This is a genomic window from Brucella pituitosa (assembly GCF_003049685.1).
Lineage (GTDB): Bacteria > Pseudomonadota > Alphaproteobacteria > Rhizobiales > Rhizobiaceae > Brucella > Brucella pituitosa.
The window spans coordinates 437,785-462,084 of the sequence record NZ_PYSY02000003.1 but is presented as its reverse complement, the minus strand read 5'-3'; the positions used below and the strand labels follow the sequence as shown (position 1 = coordinate 462,084).

The following is a 24,300-nucleotide window of genomic DNA, read 5'->3' as shown; positions in this document are numbered from 1 at the left end:
GTCGCGCCTTTCCCGCTAGTTCGTTCCACTGGCGGTATTCGTGCGCCAGCGTGGATTGAAAATTGTTCTGTGGACGTCACGTCCGCCTACACCGGCACCGGCAACCGAGAAGCGGTCGTCAAATACCGTGAAGCTTTTCGTGCCCCAGCTCAGTGCCTCGATGCCGTCGCGTCCGCGCTCGACAGTGGTAAAGCCGGTCAGCGCGACCAGCGCCGTAAAACTGCATGCCATTGCCGGTCGATAGAGGCGGCTGGTCATCCGCACGTTATTTTCGCGTGTGTGCTGGATCACGATCATCGCCATCAGGAACAGGTAGAAGCACGCATTGATGATGGCGAAGATGAAGAAGCCTCGCGTCTGATCCGCACCGCCGACGAGAAGGACAGGCAGAATGGACAGACCGGAGATCAGCGCATAGGGAGCGATCACCCGCAGTGGCACCGGATCGACCTCGGATGAGCCTTTCGGCGTGACACGAAAATCGACAAAGGAACCGGTCAGCCAGTCACGGAAGGCTGCGAAGGTTCCAGCCAGAACCCAGGGCCACCGCGCCAGCAGGAACAGCATCGCTTCCCAGCTGAAAATCCTGCCGTCGACCGGGCGGAACGTCTTGCTCGACCGCCACCAGAATGCCAGCGCCAAAATCACGAGCGATTGCGGCATGAAGTGCATCAGGAAAGCGGGATAGGTAACGCTGACGAAATTATCGCCATAAGCCAGAATGGCTATCGGCAGAACGAATGTCAGCGCCAGAAAGAAAGCATAGAGAGGATACCAGAGCTGCGAGAACAGAAACTGGATCTTCAGGCGCAGCGGCAACCGACCGATCAGCTTCGGCGTATATTGCAACAGGATCATCACGAGGCTGCGCGACCACTGGAATTCCTGCGTCACAAGATCGGCGAAGGTGCGTGGACCGTCGCCATGGGCGATGGCATCCAGTGCATGAACACCCCGCCAGCCATGCGCATTCATAAACAGGGTCGTGGAATGATCCTCGGCCAGTTCTGGTCCAAGACCGCCGATTTCCTTCAGCGCTGCCGTGCGTACCGCATAATGAGAGCCGATGCAGACCGGAGCAAAGCCTCCGTTGTAACCGGCCTGCAGCGAGCCATGCATACTGGCTTCCACATAGAGACGCCCGCGGGCCGACCAGCTTTCATGCGCATTGCGATCACAAATGCTCGGTGCGGAAACATAACCCACAGCGGGATCAGCGAAGGGCCGCAGCATATTGAAGAGATAACCCGGCTCAGGCACATGGTCGGCATCGAGCTGCGAGACGAAATCATAGCGCTCATAGCCATAGTGATCGTAGAAGAAGGCGAGATTGCCTTCCTTGCACCGGGTACGGCGCGGCCAGGTCTGCCGATGATAGTCGGCACGGCCCTTGCGCGTGGAAACGAACACGCCATGCTCACGGCACCAGGCAAGTGTCGATGGTGAAGGATCCTCATCGGCAAGCCATGTATCGTGCGGCACATCCTGCGCCAGCATAGCGCGCAATGTTTCAGCCACCACCTCGAAAGGCTCCGACGGAGCTTTGGTGACGACCATCGCGACGCGGCTTCCGGCGGGGATGCGAAGCGGGCCGGTCGGGCGCGCTGCGTGGAAGAAAATAGTGATGAAATAAAGCGGCAGGATTGTGATCCAGGCCAGTAGTGCCGTCACCAGAATGGAGCCGAGCAGATGATTGTGCTTCGCGCTGATGAACCACCATTGCCAGAAATAGGTGATGGCGAGCGCCCACAGGATGATGCCCACCACATATTCCACCCGCTTGCGGCCAGTGAAGATGGGCGCCAGCAATGGTTCCCTTCCGCCGTTGTCGCCGTCAATGGCCGGATGAAATTCGCGCCGTGTCATGTCCGCATCTCCAGACCAAAGAAGGGCGCAGCCGTGCGGATGATCGTGTCGAGATCGGAATGGAGCGTGCGGAACCCAAGCTTCGCTGCCGCTTCAGCCGGGTCGGCATAAAGCACCGGCGGATCGCCAGCCCGGCGCGCGCGCATTTCGACAGGCACCTTGCGTCCGGTAAGCCGGTCTATCGCATCCACGATTTCCTTGATGGATGTTCCGCGCCCGGTTCCCAGATTAAGGACCAGATTGCTGCCGCCATTCAGCAGATGCTCGACCGCGAGCACATGCGCCCGCGCCAGATCGACCACGTGAATATAGTCGCGAATGCAGGTGCCATCCGGCGTTTCATAATCGTCGCCGTAAACTTCCAGACAATCCGCCGTGCCCGCCGCAGCCAGCATGGCGCGCGGTATCAAATGAGTTTCGGGATCGTGCTTTTCGCCCAGTTCGCCATCCAGATCAGCACCGCAGGCATTGAAGTAGCGCAGTGCCGCATAGGGCATGCCATAGGCTGCCGAATAATCGGCCAGCATGTGTTCTGCGATCAGCTTTGTGCGTCCGTAAGGGTTGATCGGATTCTGCATTTCGCCTTCGCGGATCGGCAGCTCATCCGGAATGCCGTAAGTGGCGCAGCTCGACGAGAAAATAACCGGGCGCCCACCCGTCAGGCGGCTGGCCTCCAGAACGGACTGGATGCCGCCGACATTGTTGCGATAATATTTTGCAGGGTCCGTGACGGATTCACCCACATAGGCCGAGGCCGCAAAGTGGATGATAGCTGCCGGATCAAAGGTGCTGATAGCAGCGATAAGCTGTTCTTGCGAAAGCGTGTCGCCCTCGACAAACTCGCCCCAGCGCACAGAAGACCGGTGACCCGTCGACAGGTTGTCATAGACGACCGGCGAGAATCCGCTCTTGTGCAGAAGCTTGGCGGTATGGCTGCCAATGAAGCCAGCGCCACCGGTGACGAGTATATTTTGCCGGGTCATCTCGCCACCTCGAAGAGCTCGCCCGATGGCCTGACCAGCTGGCGTTCAAAATAGGCGATCGTCTGCTTCAGTCCTTCGACCAGTGCAATCTGTGGTTCCCAGCCAAGTTCACGCTTGGCGAGCATGATGTCGGGGCGCCGCTGGCGCGGGTCATCAGTGGGCAGCGGGCGATAGACGATGCGCGAGGACGAATTTGTCAGCGCAATAATCTGCTCGGCCAGCTCGCGCACGGTGAACTCGCCCGGATTGCCGAGATTGACGGGCTTCTGAACCTGGCTGCTCATCAACCGGCTGAAGCCTTCGATCAGGTCATCGACATAGCAGAAGGAACGGGTCTGCGAGCCGTCGCCATAGATGGTGATATCTTCACGCTTGAGGGCCTGAACGATGAAGTTCGACACGACACGACCATCGTCGGGCCGCATGCGCGGGCCATAGGTGTTGAAGATGCGCACGATACGGATGTCGACGCCATACTGCTTGTGAAAATCGTAGAACAGTGTTTCGGCCGAGCGTTTGCCTTCATCATAGCAGGACCGGGGTCCGAAAGAGTTCACATTGCCCCAATAGGCTTCCGGCTGCGGATGCGTTTGCGGGTCGCCATACACTTCCGAGGTTGAAGCCTGAAAAATCCGTGCCTGATAATGCGCTGCAAGTTCGAGCAGATTGAGCGAGCCGATGACGCTCGTCTTCATCGTGTGCACCGGATCGGCCTGATAGTGCGGCGGCGAAGCGGGGCATGCGAGATTGTAAATCTCATCCACCGGCAGATCGATCGGGTTGACAATATCGTGGCGCACGAAGCTGAACGTGTCGTAGCGCAGGAGATTGCGCAGGTTCTCAAGCCGCCCTGTCGAAAAATTATCGACGCAGATGACAAAGTTTCCTTCGTTCAGAAGACGCTCGCAAAGATGAGAACCGAGAAATCCTGCACCGCCTGCCACAAGAATGCGTCGTGTTGACATGCGCTCTGCAGATATACCCGATGATCTGAAATTTATATTCACGAGATCCTCCAACACTACTCGTTACGGGCGTCCTTTGTTGAAAAAGAACAGCATTTCCCTCTGCGGATTCGAATTGAACCGCACTAAATTGTGTTTGTTGAATGCTTTACCTGATGATTGAACGTAACTGCGTTGAAGGCCAGAGTCGTTATCTTAGAATCCTAAAACTTATCCGCGCGTCCATTTTTTAGGCTTTGATAACCTCACGCTCGGCATGTTCGGATCAACCGAAACGGCGTGTCCTATTGGCCTAAGTCGGTGGATTCAGGCGCAAGCCGCTTTTGTTGTCCAATCCAGAACACGGCTCCTCCCACTCAACTGTGTTAATCGTCATCACCAGCGCCGGAGCATCTGCCAAAAAAATTTACGAGGGAGGGTTTCCGTAGAATTTGCGCAGCCATTTTCAGTTTCTGTGCGGGTGTATCGAAATACCCCCGATCAGAATGCCAAGAAAATTCTACCTTTAAACCCTAACAATTACAGGGCGGATTACCCACCCGCCAGTGGGCTGGTTCGCCCATCATAGAAATGTGAACAGCTTCACATCTAAAGTCGTCAGCATATGACGCGCCATAAATCTTATGCTTAGTGGCAAGTAGTCTTCAAGAAGGCGGAATCAAACTGTCACACGGCCAGGTATCGCTGCGATCATTATGTTCAGGTTCTAAGGATAAACGTCTCGATACTTGGGTGTGGAGAGGCTTTCCGTAGCAGAGCTTTTATTGCGACACTTTCGGCTTTCCAAACTTTCCAACTGAAAAATCCAGGAAGGTTCTTAACTTCGGTGTCATTCGCCTGTCGGCAGCATAAAGTGCGTGAAGCTGACGCGCAGGCGGTTCATAATCCTGCAGGATGCGACGCAAACGACCCGACACTAACTCGTCAGAAACCAGTTCGATCGGTTGAAGTAACACGCCCATACCAGACACCGCAGCGGCGCGAAGTGCTTCCCCGCTATCGGTAGCAAATCGCCCTTTGATTGGAATCTCCATTGGCCCGTTGGGGCCATTGAAATTCCAGTTTGCGCGAAGCGACGTATGCGAAAATACGAGGCATTCGTGCTCCTTTAAGTCTTCGGGTGTTGATATTGGACTTGCCGATTTGAGATATTCAGGAGCCGCACACAACACGAGACGAAGTGGGGCAAGCCGACGTGCCGCAAGTGAGCTATCGGGTAACTCGCCGGTCCTGAAAACCACATCAAAGCCATCTTCTATAAGGTCCACCGGACGATTGCTAAGGCTAAGATCCACGGACACTTCGGGGTGATCTGCCAGATATTCCGGTAACTCAGGCGCCAGTGCCCGGCTGCCAAATGTAACAGGTGCACTGATGCGAAGCCGCCCGCGAGCTGTTGATCTGGTCTCGGCGATCATCATTTCTGCTGCTTCGAACTCAGCAAGGATCGTCTTCGCGTGTTCATAAAATATGCGGCCGCTATCGCTTAAGCTCTGTTTTCGTGTGGTGCGGTTCAGCAGCTTTATTCCTAAAGTCTGTTCTAAGTGCCTTATGTGCTTTCCAGCCAACTGAGAAGAGATATCGAGTTCGTTGGCGGCTGCAGAAATCGAGCCGAACTCAACGGTTTTCACGAGAATAGCCAACGATTGCAATCGATCCATTAGAAACACCGCATTGTTAGTCTTAAAATAACAAGCCAATTTATATCATATTATTTCAAATGTATATGTGGCGCCATCTCAAATGAATATCACTTTAAAAGTTCAGACGAAGGAACACGAAACATGTCCTCCTTTACAAGGAAAGTAGTAATGGCCGCAGCGCTTAGCAGCAGTGTAGTTTCAGCTAACGCATCCCAGATCAAACAGACAGAAGCTGAGAAGCCGACGATTGTGCTCGTTCATGGAGCGTTTGCAGATGGATCCACATGGCGAAAAATAATTCCCCTGCTGCAACAGGAAGGCTTGAATGTGGTTGCAGTTCAGAACCCATTGACATCGCTTGCCGATGATGTAGCGACCACCCGTCGTGCATTGGATGCACAGACTGGTCCAGTCGTTCTCGTCGGCCATTCCTGGGGCGGAGCTGTTATAACCGAAGCAGGGGAACACGAACGGGTCAAAGCTCTGGTATATGTGGCAGCCTTTGCACCATCACAGGGACAGTCAGTTGTCGACATGTCCAAGAACTATCCGACCCCGTCTGGTTTTGCCCATATCAATGCCGACAAGGAGGGATATTTGACATTGACTGCCGAAGGCGTAGCCAATCATCTGGCGCAAGATCTTCCGGCGGAAGAAACCAAGGTGATGACTGCACTTCAAGGTCCGGTGCGCGGAACAAACTTCGAAGATAAAGTTAAGTTTGCCGCTTGGACAACAAGACCCTCTACATACATCATCAGTAAAGATGACCGGATGTTGCAGCCGGAATTGCAAAAAGAGATGGCGAAGAAAATCTCCGCAAAGGTGGTGAGCTTGAAGGCTGGACATGCCCCTCATTTGTCTCATCCAAATGAAGTTGCGAAAGTCATTCTTGAGGCTGTCAGCAATCTGGAGAATTGATTACACAAAGCAATGCAGGTGCGGAACACGAACAGCCGCGCCTGCAAATTTTGCTACCTCCTGCAGCCCATCGCCAAAATATATGTCACCTATAGTGATACTTTACTCGTTTCACTCTTTGAAACTGATTTCAGAAAATCCCACACTACACGCATTCTGGTTATGCGTCTAAGTTCTAAAGGCATCAGCATCCAGTAAGTTCGCTGGAAGCTAACCGTTTCACTTAGAATGGGTTGAAGGCCATAATCCGCTGCGAGATAGCCAGGTAACAATCCTATTCCTCCCCCGCAACTGACTGCTGCGAGCTGCGAAAAAATGCTGGTGCTGCGCAAACTCACATTCGCTCCAGGAACCAAATCTGTGATCGACGGCAAGTCCTTCGCAGGACCAGTTTCCCCGAGATATCCAATAAACCGGTGTTTCTTTAGGTCCGATAAATTGTATATCGGTTCATTCTGTTGGAGATATTCGGGAGCAGCATAGAGCTTCAAATTATAATCGCATAATTTCGTGATAGTATATGGACCACGTTCGGGACGGTCCAGAGTAATTACGATATCAGCCTCATTTCGCGAAAGGTGAATGGGGCGAGGCTGAACAATCAGATCAATCGATAACCCTGGGTGACCTGACAGGAAATCGGGAATCTGTGACGAGATAGAACCAACCGCATATCCCTCAACGCAGCCGACTCTTACAACGCCGGTTACATTTTCATCAGTTTTCTCAGAGCTGGTGTCGATACACGAAAACTGGTCCTCGATCGATTGAGCAATTGAAAGCAGGGCTTCTCCTTGCAAAGTCAAAGAGTAACCATTTTTGCTACGCGTAAAAAGTGGAGCTCCCGTCGCAATTTCAAGTCTCTGCACACGTCTGGAGACCGTCGTGTGTTTTACTTCCAGCCGCCGTGCAGCCTCAGTAAGCGTCTTTACACGTGCCAATTCAAGAAAATACCGCAGGTCATCCCATTCCACGCGAGAACCTCATCTTAAACGGCCAAGCATATATCATTTTTCTGCCCGGCCGTTAGCTGACTACATTGCGCATTAACAACGCAAAAACTGATCATGAGTTTTCAACGGCCCATTGTCCATTGGTTATTTGGCAACGCTAATGACTACTCTTTGACTGTATTCAGCCAAGCCCAATGCACCATAGTCTGCTCCCAATCCTGATTCTTTCGCACCTCCGAACGGCACGTGTGGCGCGATATGGAGATGCTGATTGATCCAAACTGTTCCAGCTTGAAGCTGTTGCGCAACTTCGCGCGCCTTCACGAGATCGCTGGACCAGACAGACCCACCCAAACCATAGGTCGTCGAGTTCGCACTTTCGATCGCATCAGCCAAATTCTCGTAACGAATTACAGGTAGAATAGGTGCGAATTGTTCTTCATCGACAAGTATACTTCCGTCTTTGATATCGCGAACAATGGTGGGTTCGATGAAATAACCGTCGCCTACCCCACACTTACCGCCCGCAACAATGGTGCCGTCTGTTTCCGCTATCTTCAAGAAATTCTGAGCCTTTTCGAACTGCGCTTTGTTTTGAACAGGTCCAATTTTTATCCCTTGTTCAAAACCGCTGCCTATGGTGGCATCCTTTGCGAGTTTCGCCAGTTCATCACACAATTCATCATAGATTGAAGAATGTGCGTAGACCCTTTTTAAGGCAATGCAAACCTGGCCGGCATTGGTGAATGCAGCGTCAAAAATCTTTGATGCTGTTGGCTGGATGTCTACATCATCCAGTACAATGCCAGCATCGTTGCCACCCAGCTCAAGCGTTAGACGCTTTATTGTCTCCGACACGGTTTTATATACCTTCTTGCCGGTCTCTGTAGAGCCTGTGAAAGAAACCTTCGCGACGTCTGGATGGCTGGTCAGAAGAGAACCAAGGTCATTTTCATCCACAATAACGTTGACAACACCGGCCGGGAACACCTTCTGCGCTAACTCCCCGATGAGCAAAGCGGTGATTGGTGTGGTTGGGGCTGGCTTCAATACAAAAGTGTTTCCCATCAGAGTAGAAAAGGTCAGCTTGTTTAAATTTAGCAGGAAAGGAAAATTCCATGGTGTTATGCCTGCAACGACGCCAAGCGGTTTATGATGCAGCTCAATGTGCATCTGTTCGTCATTCTGGATAACTTCGACGGGTAAGTCGATTGTTGCCAGTTCCCTCATGAACTGAGCAGTGTTACCAACTTCCCATTCGGCTTCCGCTAACGGCTTTCCCTGTTCCTTTGTCAACGTTCGAACGAGCTTTTCCCTCTCGACATCGATCAGGTCAGCGAGCTCAACAATCTTTGCGCGGCGCTTTTCCAGAGGTGTAGTAGACCAGCCGCGAAAAGCGCGCTTTGCTGCGGCTACAGCCGCTTCCAGTTGCTCAACCGATGCGCGCGGCACATGCGCAAAAACTTTCCCGTCTGCCGGATCTATCACTTCAAGGAAGCTATCACCGTCAATCAGTTTGCCATCGATCAATAGTTTGTAGCTCGTGTCCATTATTCGGCTCCTCCCGATTATCAAAACTCTCAGTCCCCTATGGCCTCCGCCATTGGCCCGCGTTCTGAGATGCTATTCACATTCACCGGCAAGCAGGATGCGCAATACTTCAACGCAATTGAATAGACCAAAAAAGCACAATCGCTGAACATGGGAGGGGGTTTCCGTTCATAGGCTGCAATGGTAGCGTCCCGATATGCAGCATCGCTCTGTGCTGCCAGAGGCAATTCTCATTTTCAGATTCATGATGAGAAGAAAGGTTGATGAGAAGGACCTAAACATTACAGGTCAATTTCAGGAAAGAGCGACCGCCAGATCCACAAAACGATGCAAAACCAACGTGTTGTAGCGGATGGTTAAACCCTATGTCGGGTAAAAAAAATGAGCTTAGACGACCCCAACTTGGGAGGAGGAGGATTAATGAAGATTGCATTTCTTGGACTGGGAAATATGGGATGGGCCATGGCGCAAAATCTACTCCGCGCCGACTTTGACGTCATAGGATTTGATGTGAACGATACAACCGCCAACTTGTTTGAACAGCATGGCGGGCGCATTGCCTCTTCCGCATCCGCTGCTGTCACTCAAGCGGATATTGTTTTCACCATGTTACCGAATGATCAGACATTATCGGATCTTTTCTTCAACAATAACTCTGTACTGGAGCGTGTAAAGCCGGGAATGTTGTTTGTCGATTGCTCAACCGTTTCGGTGCAATTGACGAGAGAAATAGCAAAAGCAGTGAGTTCTGCAGGTGGTGATTATTTGGATGCCCCTGTTTCCGGCGGACAATTAGGCGCCAAAGAGGGAACACTGACATTCATGATCGGGGGAGAGAAGCCAGCATTCGATCGGGTTCGGCCCATGTTGGAAGCCATGGGCAAAACTTATGTCCATATGGGAGACCACGGCACCGGTCAGGCAGCAAAGCAATGTAACAACATGCTTGCTGCGATCATTATGGCTGGAACGGCGGAGGCTATCGCGCTTGGCGTCAATAATGGCCTCGACCCACTTGTGTTGAGTCAGGTTATGCAAACAAGCACTGGTGGGAGCAATATCCTGAGTAAATGGAATCCTTGGCCCGGTGTCGACAACAAAGTGCCGTCAAGCAATGTTTATCAGGCCGGCTTTCAGATGAATCTGATGCTGAAAGATTTGGATCTGGCTATGGCGAGCATCCAATCCTTAAAGTTCGGCGCTCCGATGGGTTCACTTGTCCGAAACCTGTTCACCATGTGCATAAAAAGCGACCCAACTGCTGGCATGAAGGACTTTTCCTACATTCAAAGCCTCTATGATCGCAGCGTTTGCGAGCCATTAGAAAACTGAAACTCCTCTAAAGGATACGCGCTATGAATGTCGAAACATTTCTGCAAGCAGATCGCCTCCGCCATGATGCATTCATTGCTGGAGACACGGATGTCCTAAATCGCTTAATGGCCGATGAATGCCTCTATATACATACAACCGGGAACATTGATCGCAAGGATGAATTAATAAACAAGATCGCCAGTCGAGCATTAATCTATCACGCGATCGAAAATTCAGTAGACCACGCCATTCTGTATGAAAACAATACAGCAATTATTGCAGGGCGATTGAGAATGAGCCTGGAAAGAACGGGCATCCCCGCCGCGGTCCATATAAGATATTGCTGTGCCTGGAAACACGACACTACCGGCCCACAAATGATTTCCTGGCAATCTACTCCTCTGGCAGCGTCGTGATTGGTTGCTCTCAGCGCTTTGCGAAAGTGTCTTGCAAAGTTTGTACTAAATAATCACGAACCAGTTTCACGCGCGGCAGCACGTGCGAATGTTCGTGGGTGAGCAGCCAAAGATCCGACGCGAAGCGAGACAACTCAACGGGCGCTGGCAAAAGTCCTGATGGGATTGCGACGAAGTCAGGCAGGATAGCCCACCCTGCCCCACTCCGCGTTGCAGAGAGTTGTGCACTGAAAGACGTGAGCTGAAGTGAGGGCTGGACTCCGGGACATACGCTTTCAAGCCATGTGGCCATGGTTAGATAGCGCAAATCCATCGGCCAGCCGACAATTCTATGTCGATATAGGTCTTCGGGATGGTTGGGAGCACCGTGACGTTCGACATAAGCTGGCGAGGCGTAAAGCCCGAAGCGGATTTCGGCAACTTTCCTTATTCGGTAGCTGCCGTGATCAGGGCGAACCAGCCTGAGAATTATGTCCGCTTCCTCCGAGGTCAGTTGTACGGGCACAACGGAACTACGCAGCTCGACCCGGATTCCCGGATACATTTCCATGAACTGTGTCATCGTCGCCAACAATACGTCTTGTCCGAGTAACTCGGGCGCGTCGATACGCACCGATCCGGCCAGATCATCATCGCTTTCGCTTGCTGTGCGTTCAAAAAAACGCATTTGCGCTGCAGCACGTTCAGCGCTCGGCAGAAGGCTCAGGCCTGCTTCGGTCAGTTCATAACCATCCCGACGAGATTGGAACAGCTTTACCTGCAATGCTCGTTCAAGTGTCTCGATACGCCTGGAGACCGTTGAGGCACTAACCTTCAGATAGCTTGCAGCAGCCGTCAGCGACTTGCCGTGGGCAACTGCCAGGAAAAATTTCAGGTCGTTCCAGTCCATCAGCTTTCCATTTTTGCAAGATCATTGTGCGGAAACAGAAGTCGACAATACCGGCAGAATGGCGAAAACTTCACCAAACAACAAGGATATTTTGTCATGCCTCAATTCGTTGATACCGTCCGATTTTCTGAATATGGAGGGCCAGAGGTGCTATCTTTTCAGAAAATGGAATTGCCATCGCCCGGCTCAGGAGAGCTTCAAATTAAGCATCTCGCTATCGGGGTCAACTACATAGACATCTATCATCGCAAAGGTGTATTTGCGGTAAAACTGCCGCTTCCGAGTGGCCTCGGCGTTGAGGGGGTAGGAGAAATAGTCGGGTGCGGGCCGGACGTAGCCGGTTTTGCGATCGGCGACCGGGTAGCCTATGTCGGCGGTGCGCCGGGCGGATACTCGGCATTCCGCAATGTTGCCGCTGCCAGGTGCTTGCGCGTGCCAGATGGTTTGGACAGTGAAACCGTCGCCGCGACGGTGTTCAAAGGTTTGACTGCCGAATATCTGACCCATCGCTGTGTGCCCCTCAAACAAGGCGATACAGTCCTCTTTCATGCCGCTGCAGGTGGCGTCGGATCGCTGGCAACTCAATGGCTGAAATCCCTTGGTGTCAGCGTGATCGGGACTGTCAGCACCGATGCGAAAGCTGAAATTGCGCGCGCACAGGGTTGCGATGACGTCATCATTTACAGCCGCGTGGACTTCCGGCAGAAGGTGAGCGACATCACAAGTGGTAAGGGCGTCCGCGTAGTATTCGACTCAGTGGGTAGTGATACTTTTGCGAAATCGCTCGATTGCCTTCAGCCGCGTGGCACTCTGGTTAGTTTTGGAGAAAGTTCGGGACCGGTAGACCCTTTACAGGTCGGGACGCTTGGAGCCAAAGGATCACTCTTTGTCACGCGCCCTTCCATAGCCCACTATACGTCAGATCGGGCGGAATACGAACTCGCCGCACAACGACTGTTCTCGGCTCTCGAAACCGGCGTGCTCAAAGTCGCCAAACCGACGAGTTATCCGCTCACGGACGTGCAGCAAGCACACGCTGACATGGAGGCTCGAAAGACAAGCGGGTCAGTCATACTGCAGCCTTGAAAAATATATCCGCAGGCTTCTGCGGATATATTTTATTTCTACCCACGGCTCTCTGATGCGCTAATAATAGTGTCGAGTTAAAATTCAGCCTTTTTTCTCAAAAAGGATACTAAAAAACGTTTACAGAATGATAATCGATCGCATCGGCGCGCGCTGCGCAACAATTTGACGATGCGCAGATACAATTCTGAAGGAATGGTTATTGGGAGGAGTTACACAACTGACCAATGTTACGCTATTGGAAGGCGCACAACCTGAAGCTCCGCTCTCGGTACATTCGATGAGTGATTGCGCTTTATGGTCAAACTGAAAGTTATGCTAAATAGCGATCAAAATCCATATGCGTTATTCGCAACTTTCTCACATTGCAAAGCAGGCAAAAGAATAAACCCTGCCTATTTTGTTTAGGCCTCCGAATCTTCGCGTAGTATCCGTTCTATCTCTGCTATCCGCGCATTGCGACGGATGAGTCTTTTACTTGTACCCCTAAAAAATCTTCTTCTTGAGGTTGCCTGACGGCTGGCTTGAAGCTGTTCAATATAAACTTCGTCAGTGAATTCGTTCTTGAAGCGATCAAAGACCCAGCAAAAGGACACAGGCAGCCGCGATATTGTAAGGGTATCCAGCATCTTTTTTTCCAAGATATTCTGCAACGTCACCTGATCCCAGACATCCGGCTCCTTATCACAGGCTTCTTTCCATTCACGAAGCAAACTCAAAACCTCAGGTGTGTCAGCAAGGTAGATAGTTGCAGATATGAGTTTTCCGTCGCTGGAGTAAAAAACGCCTATGTCCGACTTCATATCGGAGAGTGGTGGCCAGGGATCGCGATGAAAAACTGCATCGACATCCACATACAACAAAGGTCCCCGCAGTCTTTCACGTGCTTCCAGTAAAAAAGTAGGCTTCAAAGCAGCGTTTCTAACCCACGATCCAGCACTTTCAACAGCAGTTGTTTCAACCACGAGGCCCAAACGGCGGGCCGTTTTCTCCATCCTTTTCGCTTCATCTTCATAGAATGAGCCACGCGTGTAAAACCCAACCACGATTCCCGAGGGCCCAGAAGACTTCTGTATCTCTTCAAATTTTGGAAACGGGCGAACAAACCGCTTAAATTCGGGCGTAACCGCGAACAACTTGCGACGAATAAAGCCTATCAACGACATGATGGATCCAAAAATTTAGGCTGCTACCGGAAGACTTTCAGTATCGGCCCGTATTAAAACGGTTTTCAATTTGGGTCTATAGTGTCGGCCGCTTTGTGCAATGCTTAATGCTACCCTTCAGAAGAATCGTTCGTCAGGCAACCTGCTATGTCATCCGAGATTCTTGCTCAGCGCTCTGCAACTTGGTCAACCACGGAATGGACAGTACCTTCCACTATTCTGGCGATCTTTCATTTGAAGGAAATGACGCGTGGAATAGGTCTATATGGTAATGTCTGCTTCCGTCTTCGGCCGTCGCCAATTTCTTTCGCTTGAGATTGACTTCCCTTTCACCAGGCGCGGAAACACCGAACGGCTTCACAGTGAAGCGCCACATTATAAGCAATGCGGCCGCCAGGAACATGCAGAACTTCTTGGGATGACCGCCGGTTAATCCCATCAAACAGAAAATTGCTCAATGCACCCGCACCGAATAGAGAAAAACCAATATTGGGGCCGATTGACAGTGACGTAATAAGGGGCTTTGATACGGGGCAAAAGGTTAACAGGCGCAAACGTGATAGTGCCGCTGACCTTCGGGTTTACTTTGCAGATATCCAGAACAGGACGGTGCGCAGGATGTCTCGAAAACTATTCTCAAACGCTAGCCGTGATTACGGTATATCTTTTCAGATGTGGCTTTCTTATTCCGCGATCAAAAGCGATTGAGAGGGCAAGCCCGGTCAGATGGCCAGATCGGTGAGTGTACATTGCATAACAGGAATGATGCTTGAGGTAAGTAAAGACTTCAGAAAAATCTCGTCTTTTCTGAAGCATGGGCTAAGTCACGGACATCGTTTTACTCTGTGGCAGATCAAAAGGCCCTGGTATCATTGAATTCATCATAGTTCAGACGTTGCGATGTCAGAACCCGATTGAAGTCACACACGAAGAACGGTGTTCAGCACAAGTTCGAGGACTTTCATAATCCCCTAATGAAAAATTGGGAACGACGCGAGAAACAGGTTGTTGAGGTGCGCTAGTCCAAAGTTTTGAAATCAATATGCCTGTTCAAAGTTGTGTTTATTGAGGAGGGAACATGTTTCGACTAGGTGGAAAGTATCAGCATTTCATTCACGGAAACGGCTGTGGTTGTTCCAATCCGATATTGCAGCAGGTTTCCCAGCGTCTGGATCGGTTATCGCGAAGACATTTCCTTGCGGGTGCAGCAGCGACAGCGGCAGCAACGATGTTGGCGGACAAATCTCTTGCACAATCACCATCCACAAAAACTCTTCTGACACGCGTACGGGTTTTTGACGGAAAAACTGACAAGCTAACAAACGGCGCGCAGGTTCTGATCGAAAATAACCTTATTACCGCGATCGACATTACGAACAGTTCACCACCTGATGGTGCGACAGTTATCGACTGTGGCGATCGCGTGCTCATGCCTGGTTTGATAGATGCTCACTGGCATAGCATTTATGCTGCAGTACCGCTACCGGTTCTTCTGGAAGGTGATCTGGGTCTGATTTTCGCAACATCGACAGCAGAGGCGGAACGCACGTTGCTACGCGGTTTTACGACCGTTCGTGATCTCGGTGGACCGACTTTTTCGTTTAAACGAGCAATAGACACGGGAATAATATCCGGCCCACGCATCTATCCGGCAGGTGCAATGATCACGACGACAGGCGGTCACGGCGACCTTCGGCTGCCAACAGAAATTCCGCGCGATGGCGCCAGACTCAGCACCGGCGAATTGATGGGAGCCGCGGCGATCGTCGATGATAAGGGCGACCTGAAGCTGCGAGTACGTGAACAATTATTGCAGGGCGCATCACAAATCAAGATTGTTGGTGGCGGTGGCGTTTCGTCGCCACGCAGTCCGCTTGATATGTCCACATTCAGCGAAGACGAAATCCGTGCGGCTGTCGACGTCGCCAAAGACTGGAACACCTATGTCACGGTTCATGCCTATGCACCGGGTACTGTTCAGCGAGCCATCAGGGCGGGAGCTGCCTGTATCGAGCATGGGCATCTGATGGATGAGGAAACGGCGCGCATGTTTGCGGAAAAGGAAGTCTGGCTGAGTGCCCAACCTTTCTTGACAATGGATGATGCTGCACCTCAATCGGGACCGGCTCTGGAACGCATCCAGCAGCTTTTTTCTGGTACACCGCAGATCTACGCCTTTGCCCGTAAATATGGCATCAAGACGGCCTGGGGATCAGATCTCCTGTTCTCACCCGCATTGACCTCGCGCCAGAATTTCATGCTGACACATCTGAGCCAGTGGTACTCGAATGCGGAAACCTTGCGTGCTGCGACGTCGGTCAACGCCGAACTGTTGGCGCTTTCCAACCTGCGTAATCCTTATCCTGGGAAATTGGGGCTCATTGAGCCTGGTGCCTTTGCCGACCTTCTGGTTCTCAACGAAAATCCGCTCGACGACATTCATGTCCTTGAAAGACCGGAACAGACGCTGGCAATCGTCATGAAAGATGGCAAAATTCACAAGAATAGCCTGGGAACGTGACTTGACTTTTACCCATAGGGGACAGTGGGGGACTTTATGCCAAAAGGTAGTAACGCAGCCCTAATTCTGATAGCTGGCTGCAGCTTGATTGCATTGCTTTCTTATGGTAGCGCCGTGATCGCTCCAGTTATCTTTGCCTTATTCATTATAATTCTCGTTTGGCCGCTTCAACGCATCCTTTCATCAGTATTGCCACGTTATCTGGCATTGGTGATTACATTTCTTTTGGTGGTCCTTCTGCTGCTCGGATTTGGATGGCTGATCGCGTGGACTGTCGGACAGATTGGACGCCGTATATTGATTGATGCAGCACGATACCAGCTCCTTTATGAACAACTTCGGATATGGCTTGATGCACATGGCATCGCAGTCTCAGTTCTATGGTCAGACAATTTTAGTGTGAGCTGGGCCTTGCGTAATCTTCAATCAATAGGTAGCCGCCTGAATAATACGTTTAGCTTTTGGCTTGTGGCACTGGTTTATGTCCTGTTGGGGCTGACCGAAACTGACGAGTTTAACTCTCGGATTAAACGACTGAAAAATCAGACATCCGCAGACACATTCGTTCGGGGCTGTCGTGTGGCCGCAGCAAAAATTCGACACTATATGCTGCTGAGAGCTGCGATGAGCTTGGTCACCGGACTATTCGTTTGGGTGTTCACCCGTTTCATCGGACTACCGTTTTCCACTACGTGGGGATTTGTGGCATTTATTCTGAATTTTATTCCGTTTGTTGGGCCGCTTGCAGCGACGCTTTTTATTACCGCCTTTGCATTCACCCAACTTGCTGTTTGGCAATCGGTACTTGCAATTTTCGTGGGCTTGAACGTTATACAATCTGTCATCGGTAGTATTCTGGAACCACGTCTCGCTGGAAGCACCCTTTCATTATCGCCGGTGGCCGTACTTTTTTCGGTCTTTGCATGGGGCGCTCTTTGGGGGGTATTCGGAGCCTTCATCGGTGTTCCCATAACTATTGTTTTGCTTACTTTCAGTGCACAACATCCAGCGACCAGCTGGTTCGCTGAAATATTTGGCTTCCCCCCAGAACAAGAGCTGGAACGAGAGGAACGCCCTTCCCTGCAATAAGACCAAACAAACTGTAAAGACTACGCCGCATACAATCATTTTCCCGGGAAGTCACAAGAGCCTTGGTATAAGCGCACTGACAAGCCTTATGAGGTTCCAGCGAAAACTAAATCATAGGAACCGCTCCATCTATCGATCTTTACGCGTTTCCCATGCAAAACCGCTTCGTATGCTTGTTGGGAATGCATCAAAACCGGCTAAGGCCATTGCCGTCCAGGTCTTGATAATGCGGATTTTGTCCTAACCGATTTGACACTGCTGGCCGCGGCAAATGCCTCGTCTTGTACACCAACTTGTCCAAGTTGTAAGAGCAAGGATAAAGGCCGCACTATATATTCGCAGTTAACGGCGGTAATTTGATCTGTTCATCACGGTCTGGAGAAAATACTCGAGCTATCCTCTTTGGGCACTGTGCGTATCGTTGAGCGGCTTCCAGATTCTATAACGAATTTCAAAGCCATCTTTCGCGTAAATAACAATCGGAAGCCTACTGTTATAACGAAGCATGAAATTGTTACCTCTGACCGGTACAAAGGCTTTGTGGCTGCTATTCTGCGGACACGCTATACGCGTGCTTATCATGTGATCGCTTGCCGCGAGGGTGTAATAGTCGAAACCCCATCCATCGATGGTGCTTGTGTTTAAATTACCCGTAAACCAGCTAATGTTACAGTCCACCATCGCAATGCGACCGGCGATGATTTCAACTTTGGCATGCTGTTCCTCGTCGAGCGGGGGAAGATGAATAACATACCGTTCAGAACCAGCTGGCGCTGCGGGGAAAGCAGTAAGGTTTTTCTCAGATTCAGTCTTGCTCTGCGCAGACGCATTATAGGCGAGGCTGCAGCAAACAGTGAATATTGAGATCTGTAGAAAATGTCCGATTTTCATGAACACGATCCGCCCTTTGCAGGTTTAACAAGCTTGCTCATAACAGTCTGAATCGTTTGTACGGGCGCATTTCGTCAATACGCATATTACTGATTATTCCCTTCACCTTGTCCAGGAATGCACCTTTCAAAATAGTGACAGGAACCTTCCAATACCGGCTTAACCGCTGGTGACAATAAACACAGGCATGTCATCGTATCAATCGACATTCAGCGATGTCGTTTGGATCGTTACACCCGTTCCTCGAACAAAACTTGATCCGTTGCACATCCTAGTGGTTCTCCTCAACTTTGAGGGGGTTGCAGTTGCTACAGATTGCCTACGTCAATCTTACCCTCCTTCTCTCGCTGCTTCCCCAGACGTTCCGTCATCCGTTGAATTACGAAATAAAGACCAGGCGTTAATAGCAAGCCGATCGTTGTCGCTGCGACCATGCCTCCGAATATTGTCACACCAACTGCCTGACGAGCGCCAGCGCCAGCACCTGAGGACAAAATCAGGGGAAGAATTCCAAGAATGAATGAAACCGCTGTCATCATCACAGCCCGAAAACGCTGTTCTGCACCTGTTCGGGCCGCCTCCATTGCAGTCAGTCCGGATTCACGTTTCTCCTTGGCGAATTCCACAATCAGAATGGCGTTCTTGGCTGCAAGGCCGATCAGCAACACCATGGCAATCTGAACATAAAGACTGTTTTGAAGGCCAAACAATTTCAGAGCTACAACAGCACCCAATAGTGCTGCGCCCAGCGAAAGAATAACCACTGCGGGCAACGCCCAACTCTCGTATTGGGCGACAAGGAAAAGATAGGCAAACAGGAAAGCCAGCGCAAAGACAATTGCTTCCTGACCGCTGCTTCTGCTTTCCTGAAACGATAAGCCCGACCACTCATAGCCATAACCTACAGGAAGGACTTCGGATGCCAGGGTCTCAATTGCTGCCATGGCCTGACCGCTACTTGCACCCGGAGCCGGAACCGCATTGACCTGCGCCGACACCGAGAGATTATAGCGTGTTATAACGAAAGGTGCCAAGACCGTCGTTAGCGACACAACGCTTCGCAGCGGGACCATGGTTCCGTTTCGATTCCTGATGTGAAGTTTAAGGATATCTTCGCTGTGCGCCCGGAAGTCGGAGTCCGCCTGGAGATTGACCTGAAACACCCGTCCGTTCAGGGTAAAGTCATTGACGTATCGGGAGCCGAAATTTGCACCTATCGCGGCATAAATATCCGACACGCTCAAACCGAGCGCTTCAGCCCGCGAGCGATCAACATCGACATAAATTTGCGGCACATTTGCATTAAACGTTGTAGCCGCACCGCCAATCTGTTTGCTCCGGTTAAAGTAACCAAGCAGCGCTCCAGCAACCTGAGCTATTTCCTCTGGCGGCTGCCCCTGCAAGGCTTGCAGTCGAAAATCAAGACCGCCCACTGCGCCAATACCTGCGATTGCAGGTGGAGCGAACACAGATATGTTTGCACCTGGAATCTGCGCAAACTGAGCTCGCAAAGCGTTGATAATATTATTGAGCTGCAACGCTTCAGTTTCTCGGTCTTCCCAGGGCAAAAGGGCAGCTACGGCCATGGCGCCATTCGGTGTACTCGTCGACTGCAGAATACTGAAGCCAGCAACCGTTATAACATCCTGCACACCTTTGGTTTCACTCAAGACTTTGCGAACATTCTCAACAACGAGGTTGGTCCGATCAAGCGAAGCTGCACTTGGCAGCTGGATGTCCACAAATAGCGCACCTTGATCCTCGTCAGGCAAGAAGGTCGCAGGCAGATTGACAAAAACGAGATAGGCTCCGACAAAGCAAGCGATAATACCGGCGAGTGGTACAAACCAGTATTTCACCAGAAAACCGACGATTTTGCCGTAACCGGAGCGGGTTTGTTCCATAAACCGGGTAAACCATGCCAGTGGGCCACGCTTGAAACCGCTATCACCACGCCTGAGCAAGAGCGCGGCCAGAGCCGGGCTAAGGGTCAATCCGACGAAGGACGAAATAACAAGTGCGGATGAAATCGTGACTGCGAATTGTCGATAGAGTTGCCCGCCAATCCCTTCCAGAAATGCCGTCGGTGTTACGACAGCCAGCAGCACAAGCGTCGTCGAAATAATCGGCCCGGTGATTTGGCCCATTGCCTTGCGTGTTGCATCAACAACAGAAATATCCGGCGTATCGTCCAGCACATGCTTGACATTTTCGACAACAAGGATGGCATCATCGACAACAAGACCAATAGCAAGAACAAGTGCCAGCAAGGATATCATGTTGAGCGAATAACCAACGGCCAAAAGCACCGCAACAGCGCCAAGCATTGAGACAGGTATGGCAAGGGCCGAAATAAGTGTTGCTCGCCAATCTTGTAGAAAAATGAATGTGACCGCGAGCACAATTGCAAATGCTTCAAAAAGCGTTCGGGTCGTCAACTGAAGACTAGCTTCCACAAATCGGGTCGCATCGTAAACGACATGATATTGCAATCCAGCGGGAAATCTGGAAGACAGTCGCTCGAGTTCAGCCTGCACTGCTGTTGCTGTTTCGATAGCATTAGCGCCCGGCGATTGGTTTATTTGCAACATCGCGGATTCATGGCCCGCGAAACTTGCTCTGGATGCATAATTGCGCGCGCCCAGTTCAATTCGGGCAATGTCTCGTAGATATACCTTTGCGCCGTCCGCACCGGTGCGAACAATAATGGCTCCGAATTCATCAATGTTCCCAAGACGGCCTTCTGCAATAAGCGTAAACTGAAGTTCGGACCCCACTCGCATCGGAGGTGCTCCGGCCTGTCCAAGAGTTGCCTGAATATTCTGGCGCTGGATCGCGGATGAAACTTCATCAACTGTTATTCCCAGCGCATCCATTCTTTGCGGATTGAGCCAGACACGCATCGAATATTCAGACGCTCCGACAACACTCGCCTCACCAACGCCCCCAACACGGGAGATCGCATCGACAATCGCCGTCGTAGTAAAATTGGTGATTTCAAGTGCGCTAAGGCTGTCGTCCGGTGAATAAAAAGCTATACCCAACACGAAATCAGGTGAGCGTGAGCGGACGGAAACACCTTGCTGAGCAACCGCAGCCGGCAATCGCGAGATTGCCAGTTGTGCGCGGTTCTGCACATTGATTTGAGCAAGCTCGGGATCCGTGCCGACCTCGAATGTTACCGACAATGTATACTGTCCGGCATTGGAACTTGTCGATGACATGTAGATCATGTCATCGACGCCATTGATCGCTGTTTCCAGCGGCCCGCCCACGACATCCGCAATCACTTCTGCGCTGGCTCCGGGATAAAAAGCTGATACTGTGACCGTCGGAGGAGCGATTTGTGGGTATTGCTGGATAGGCAACGAGAATATGGCAATCGCACCGGCGATAGAAATAAAAACCGAGATAACGATGGCTAGTCGTGTCCGTTTTATGAAGACTTCGGATATCATTGTCCGGCCCCCACTTCACCAGCGATGCGATCATGCGGCTCAACGCTCTGGCCGTCCGTAATCCTCTGAAGGCCTTCTACAACAATTGTTTCTCCTGCTTTTAAACCGTCAGCGACTGCCCAGTTATTATCTATCCGGGCACCCGTTACTATTGGGCGCCGGGAAACTGTATTATCCGCATTAAGCACGAAGACATACCTCCCCTGCCGATCCTGCAACACAGCCGACATGGGAATTATCGGCAAATCAATGGCTGAATCATCAAGCAGAGTGACAGCAACTATCTGTCCGGGAACCAGCAAATGATCCCCATTACTAAATATAGCGCGCACAGCGACTGTTCCCGTCTGAGCGTTCACCTCGTTATCGATGAATTGGATGCGCCCTGGTTGTTCATACTGGGTCCCGTTAGAGAGCGTCAGTGTAAGTCTAAAGCTTTCAGGATCAACTGTACCTCCCCCGGCCTCCTTTTGCCGAAGGTCCGTGAGAGCGCGGTCAGTAATAGAAAACACAACTCGGACAGGATCCAGTTGCACGATCCGAGCAAGTGGACCAGCACTTGGACCCACTAAATTACCAACCGTGAACAAGGATCGCCCTATTGTTCCGTTTATGGGCGATCTGACCTGAGTGTAGGAAAGGTTCAGTCTGGCAGTATTGCGCACAGCTTCTGCGTTTTGAACATCGGCAGTGGCTATATCAAAAGTGGCCTGTGCATCATCAAGGGATGCTTGAGACGCCGTGTTGCGATTGGCGAGAGTTCGCGTGCGAGACAAAGACTGGCGAGCAGCATTCTGTGCAGCTTGGGCGCGCGCAACTTGCGCCTCAGCCTGTGCGACGGCGGCTGCCATCTGGTCGGGTTCTATTTCGAAGAGACGGTCGCCAATTTTGACAGCCGCACCCTGTTCAAAGGTTTTTTCCTTAAGAAAGCCCGTGATGCGCGCCTGAATGTCAACGGATTCAATGGCCTCAATCTGCCCATTAAACCGCAATGGTGCAGCCGACGACGCTTTCTCAACTGTCTGGGTGATGACTGGCGGCGCAGGTGACGCAGAGGAACCTTGCTGCGCGATTGCGATCTGGGGGACCAGAAGCAGACATACAGCTAGTATAACGGTTGATATCGAAGGACCAAAAAACCTCATTATCACTTGCGCATCCTTTCGCGAGCCCATCATTGTGGCCGTTAATTCACGCATTCCGGGTACTTAAAGCACTTCCAAGATAAGCAATTCCTGCGATTAAGAGAGCTATTCCCGCAATTGAACCTGATGGCAGATCCCTTGTCAGAGGCCATTTGAGAACGAGAGCCGCACTGGCAGTCAATGCTATCAATCCCGAGAGCGTGAACCACCACCAGCCACCCTCAGGTCTGATTTTCATAGACATCGCAATCTGGAGGAAGCCATGTACAAATACGACAATGGCGATAAGGAGCGTAATAGCGAGAGCACCTTTAAGCGGATTTAGATAAATCATTACTCCACCAACCAGCTCCACCGCGCCCGACAATTCCTGCCAGACAAATCCGGCCCAACTTTTTACCCAAAGCGACTGGATAATCTTGACGACACCTATTGCCATGAGGACGAAGCCGAAAATTGTACTTGCTGCAAACTCGGAAAAGACCGGTAAGAGCAAGCAAAGGAACCCGCCCGCTAAAAGCAATATGCCAAGCCCAAGAAAACCTTTCCATTTCCGCCGTTCAATGAACTTGCGATTGATTTTCAGCAGATGATGAGTGTCCATCCCTCGACCCCTCGCGCCCCAGCGGGGCTATATCACTACTTTAACTTTCAAAATATTGTTTATATAGGCATAAGAACACGGTATCGTTTATTAGTACAGGATTCAATATCAAGAAGTTTAACACGGAACATTCAGCTGGCGTTCTCGAGTTTCACCCAACTTGACGATATAATACTCAAACGCAAACTAAGTTGCGTTACAAGCGCCTCAACAAGTCGGTCATCCTCCTTGCCGGCAAACAACGTCGCGTCAATTTCAATTTCATTGCTACCCTCAATAAGCTGACTTTTAATAGCATGAAATCTCAGTTTCTTCAGATCGAGCGACTGGATCAATAGCGCTCGTACAGCAATTTCACTTTCGGCCGGGCACCGAAACTTCACAAGATAGAACTGCTCAGTTTCGGGCACAATGAAAGAATAGCGATCCACGAGCGTAGCAATTCTAGGTAAAGAAATGTTCAGACATACTATGAAGAAAGCTGTTTCAACAGCCAGAAACCAAAGGCCGTAACCCGTGAGTACCCCCACAGCTCCTGTACTCCATACAGTAGCCGCTGTACTTAAGCCTTTAATGCTGGCCCCGTCTTTGATGATAAGGCCAGCCCCCAGAAATCCGATACCTGTTACAACCTGCGATCCCATTCTAAGATCGGCTTGAAATCCGAAAGCCTCCGGAAGGGAACAATACGCTGCGGCTCCCAATGCAACGAGCCCATGTGTCACAAGCCCAGAATGGCGCTGTTTTAATTGTCTCTCCAGGCCAATGGCAGACCCAAGCAGCAGCGCTACGCCAAGATTGAACATAATGGACTGCATCGCTATCAGCTCTGACATTCG

The 24,300-nt window shown here is 51.1% G+C and carries 19 protein-coding genes; 6 read left to right on the top strand and 13 right to left on the bottom strand.

The genetic code is table 11. The annotated features are described in order from the left end of the window. Nucleotides 1-15: 15 nt before the first annotated feature. The 4 genes from C9380_RS22490 to C9380_RS22475 all read right to left on the bottom strand — a co-directional run bounded on the left by C9380_RS22490 (nucleotide 16) and on the right by C9380_RS22475 (nucleotide 5,475). A complete protein-coding gene (locus C9380_RS22490; protein WP_128094743.1) occupies nucleotides 16-1,866 on the bottom strand; it encodes a glycosyltransferase family 2 protein in 1,851 nt (616 codons plus the stop codon). Further along, nucleotides 1,863-2,849, bottom strand: a complete 987-nt coding sequence (gene galE / locus C9380_RS22485; protein ID WP_128094742.1) for a UDP-glucose 4-epimerase GalE — start codon at nucleotides 2,847-2,849, stop codon at nucleotides 1,863-1,865. The genes C9380_RS22490 and galE overlap by 4 nt, the downstream gene beginning before the upstream one ends. Continuing rightward, the gene (locus C9380_RS22480) at nucleotides 2,846-3,814 is read right to left on the bottom strand and encodes a UDP-glucuronic acid decarboxylase family protein (RefSeq protein ID WP_010660575.1); all 969 of its coding nucleotides are present in this window, start codon (nucleotides 3,812-3,814) and stop codon (nucleotides 2,846-2,848) included. The genes galE and C9380_RS22480 overlap by 4 nt, the downstream gene beginning before the upstream one ends. A gap of 761 nt (nucleotides 3,815-4,575) precedes the next feature. Then, nucleotides 4,576-5,475: a LysR substrate-binding domain-containing protein gene (locus C9380_RS22475; RefSeq protein ID WP_128094741.1), complete on the bottom strand. Its 900-nt coding sequence runs from the start codon at nucleotides 5,473-5,475 to the stop codon at nucleotides 4,576-4,578. A gap of 150 nt (nucleotides 5,476-5,625) precedes the next feature. Between C9380_RS22475 and C9380_RS22470 the strand changes: the two genes are divergently transcribed. Then, nucleotides 5,626-6,378 carry an alpha/beta fold hydrolase gene (locus C9380_RS22470; RefSeq protein WP_210249798.1) on the top strand — a complete coding sequence of 251 codons (753 nt, stop codon included), beginning with the start codon at nucleotides 5,626-5,628 and terminating at the stop codon, nucleotides 6,376-6,378. A gap of 89 nt (nucleotides 6,379-6,467) precedes the next feature. Here the strand turns inward: C9380_RS22470 and C9380_RS22465 are convergent, their stop codons facing one another. Together C9380_RS22465 and C9380_RS22460 are read right to left on the bottom strand one after the other, a co-directional pair. Beyond that, nucleotides 6,468-7,352, bottom strand: coding sequence for a LysR family transcriptional regulator (locus C9380_RS22465; protein WP_128094739.1), 885 nt, complete (start codon nucleotides 7,350-7,352; stop codon nucleotides 6,468-6,470). Nucleotides 7,353-7,475: 123 nt separating this feature from the next. Next, nucleotides 7,476-8,882, bottom strand: a complete 1,407-nt coding sequence (locus C9380_RS22460) for an aldehyde dehydrogenase family protein (RefSeq protein WP_128094738.1) — start codon at nucleotides 8,880-8,882, stop codon at nucleotides 7,476-7,478. 420 nt (nucleotides 8,883-9,302) lie between these two features. On the opposite strand from C9380_RS22460, the gene mmsB reads away from it, so the two are divergent. Further along, on the top strand, nucleotides 9,303-10,214 hold the full coding sequence (gene mmsB / locus C9380_RS22455) for a 3-hydroxyisobutyrate dehydrogenase (RefSeq protein WP_162693553.1): 912 nt from the start codon (nucleotides 9,303-9,305) through the stop codon (nucleotides 10,212-10,214). Nucleotides 10,215-10,237: 23 nt separating this feature from the next. Then, complete coding sequence (locus C9380_RS22450; RefSeq protein ID WP_105706985.1) at nucleotides 10,238-10,612, top strand: nuclear transport factor 2 family protein; 375 nt, start codon at nucleotides 10,238-10,240, stop codon at nucleotides 10,610-10,612. A 10-nt stretch (nucleotides 10,613-10,622) separates the two neighbouring features. Here the strand turns inward: C9380_RS22450 and C9380_RS22445 are convergent, their stop codons facing one another. Further along, on the bottom strand, nucleotides 10,623-11,501 hold the full coding sequence (locus C9380_RS22445) for a LysR family transcriptional regulator (RefSeq protein WP_105706983.1): 879 nt from the start codon (nucleotides 11,499-11,501) through the stop codon (nucleotides 10,623-10,625). A gap of 96 nt (nucleotides 11,502-11,597) precedes the next feature. Here C9380_RS22445 and C9380_RS22440 point away from each other — a divergent pair, with 96 nt between their 5' ends. Continuing rightward, nucleotides 11,598-12,587 carry a quinone oxidoreductase family protein gene (locus tag C9380_RS22440; RefSeq protein WP_128094736.1) on the top strand — a complete coding sequence of 330 codons (990 nt, stop codon included), beginning with the start codon at nucleotides 11,598-11,600 and terminating at the stop codon, nucleotides 12,585-12,587. 404 nt (nucleotides 12,588-12,991) lie between these two features. Here the strand turns inward: C9380_RS22440 and C9380_RS22435 are convergent, their stop codons facing one another. Further along, nucleotides 12,992-13,753 carry a putative nucleotide-diphospho-sugar transferase gene (locus C9380_RS22435; RefSeq protein WP_247877692.1) on the bottom strand — a complete coding sequence of 254 codons (762 nt, stop codon included), beginning with the start codon at nucleotides 13,751-13,753 and terminating at the stop codon, nucleotides 12,992-12,994. Between the two features lie 1,078 nt (nucleotides 13,754-14,831). Between C9380_RS22435 and C9380_RS22430 the strand changes: the two genes are divergently transcribed. Both C9380_RS22430 and C9380_RS22425 read left to right on the top strand, forming a co-directional pair. Next, entirely contained in the window at nucleotides 14,832-16,274 is a 1,443-nt protein-coding gene (locus C9380_RS22430; protein ID WP_105535022.1) for a metal-dependent hydrolase family protein, read from the top strand. A 36-nt stretch (nucleotides 16,275-16,310) separates the two neighbouring features. Then, the gene (locus C9380_RS22425; protein ID WP_128094735.1) at nucleotides 16,311-17,363 is read left to right on the top strand and encodes an AI-2E family transporter; all 1,053 of its coding nucleotides are present in this window, start codon (nucleotides 16,311-16,313) and stop codon (nucleotides 17,361-17,363) included. 393 nt (nucleotides 17,364-17,756) lie between these two features. On the opposite strand, the gene eco is transcribed toward C9380_RS22425, so the two are convergent. From eco to C9380_RS22400, 5 genes are all read right to left on the bottom strand, one after another. After that, complete coding sequence (eco, locus tag C9380_RS22420) at nucleotides 17,757-18,254, bottom strand: serine protease inhibitor ecotin (protein WP_128094734.1); 498 nt, start codon at nucleotides 18,252-18,254, stop codon at nucleotides 17,757-17,759. Nucleotides 18,255-18,562: 308 nt separating this feature from the next. Next, entirely contained in the window at nucleotides 18,563-21,712 is a 3,150-nt protein-coding gene (locus tag C9380_RS22415; protein ID WP_128094733.1) for an efflux RND transporter permease subunit, read from the bottom strand. Then, a complete protein-coding gene (locus C9380_RS22410; RefSeq protein WP_247877691.1) occupies nucleotides 21,709-22,911 on the bottom strand; it encodes an efflux RND transporter periplasmic adaptor subunit in 1,203 nt (400 codons plus the stop codon). Before C9380_RS22410 ends, C9380_RS22415 begins: the two co-directional genes overlap by 4 nt. Further along, nucleotides 22,904-23,461, bottom strand: coding sequence for an HdeD family acid-resistance protein (locus tag C9380_RS22405; RefSeq protein WP_105535018.1), 558 nt, complete (start codon nucleotides 23,459-23,461; stop codon nucleotides 22,904-22,906). The genes C9380_RS22410 and C9380_RS22405 overlap by 8 nt, the downstream gene beginning before the upstream one ends. 131 nt (nucleotides 23,462-23,592) lie before the next feature. After that, entirely contained in the window at nucleotides 23,593-24,297 is a 705-nt protein-coding gene (locus tag C9380_RS22400; RefSeq protein ID WP_105706974.1) for an MgtC/SapB family protein, read from the bottom strand. Nucleotides 24,298-24,300: the final 3 nt, after the last annotated feature.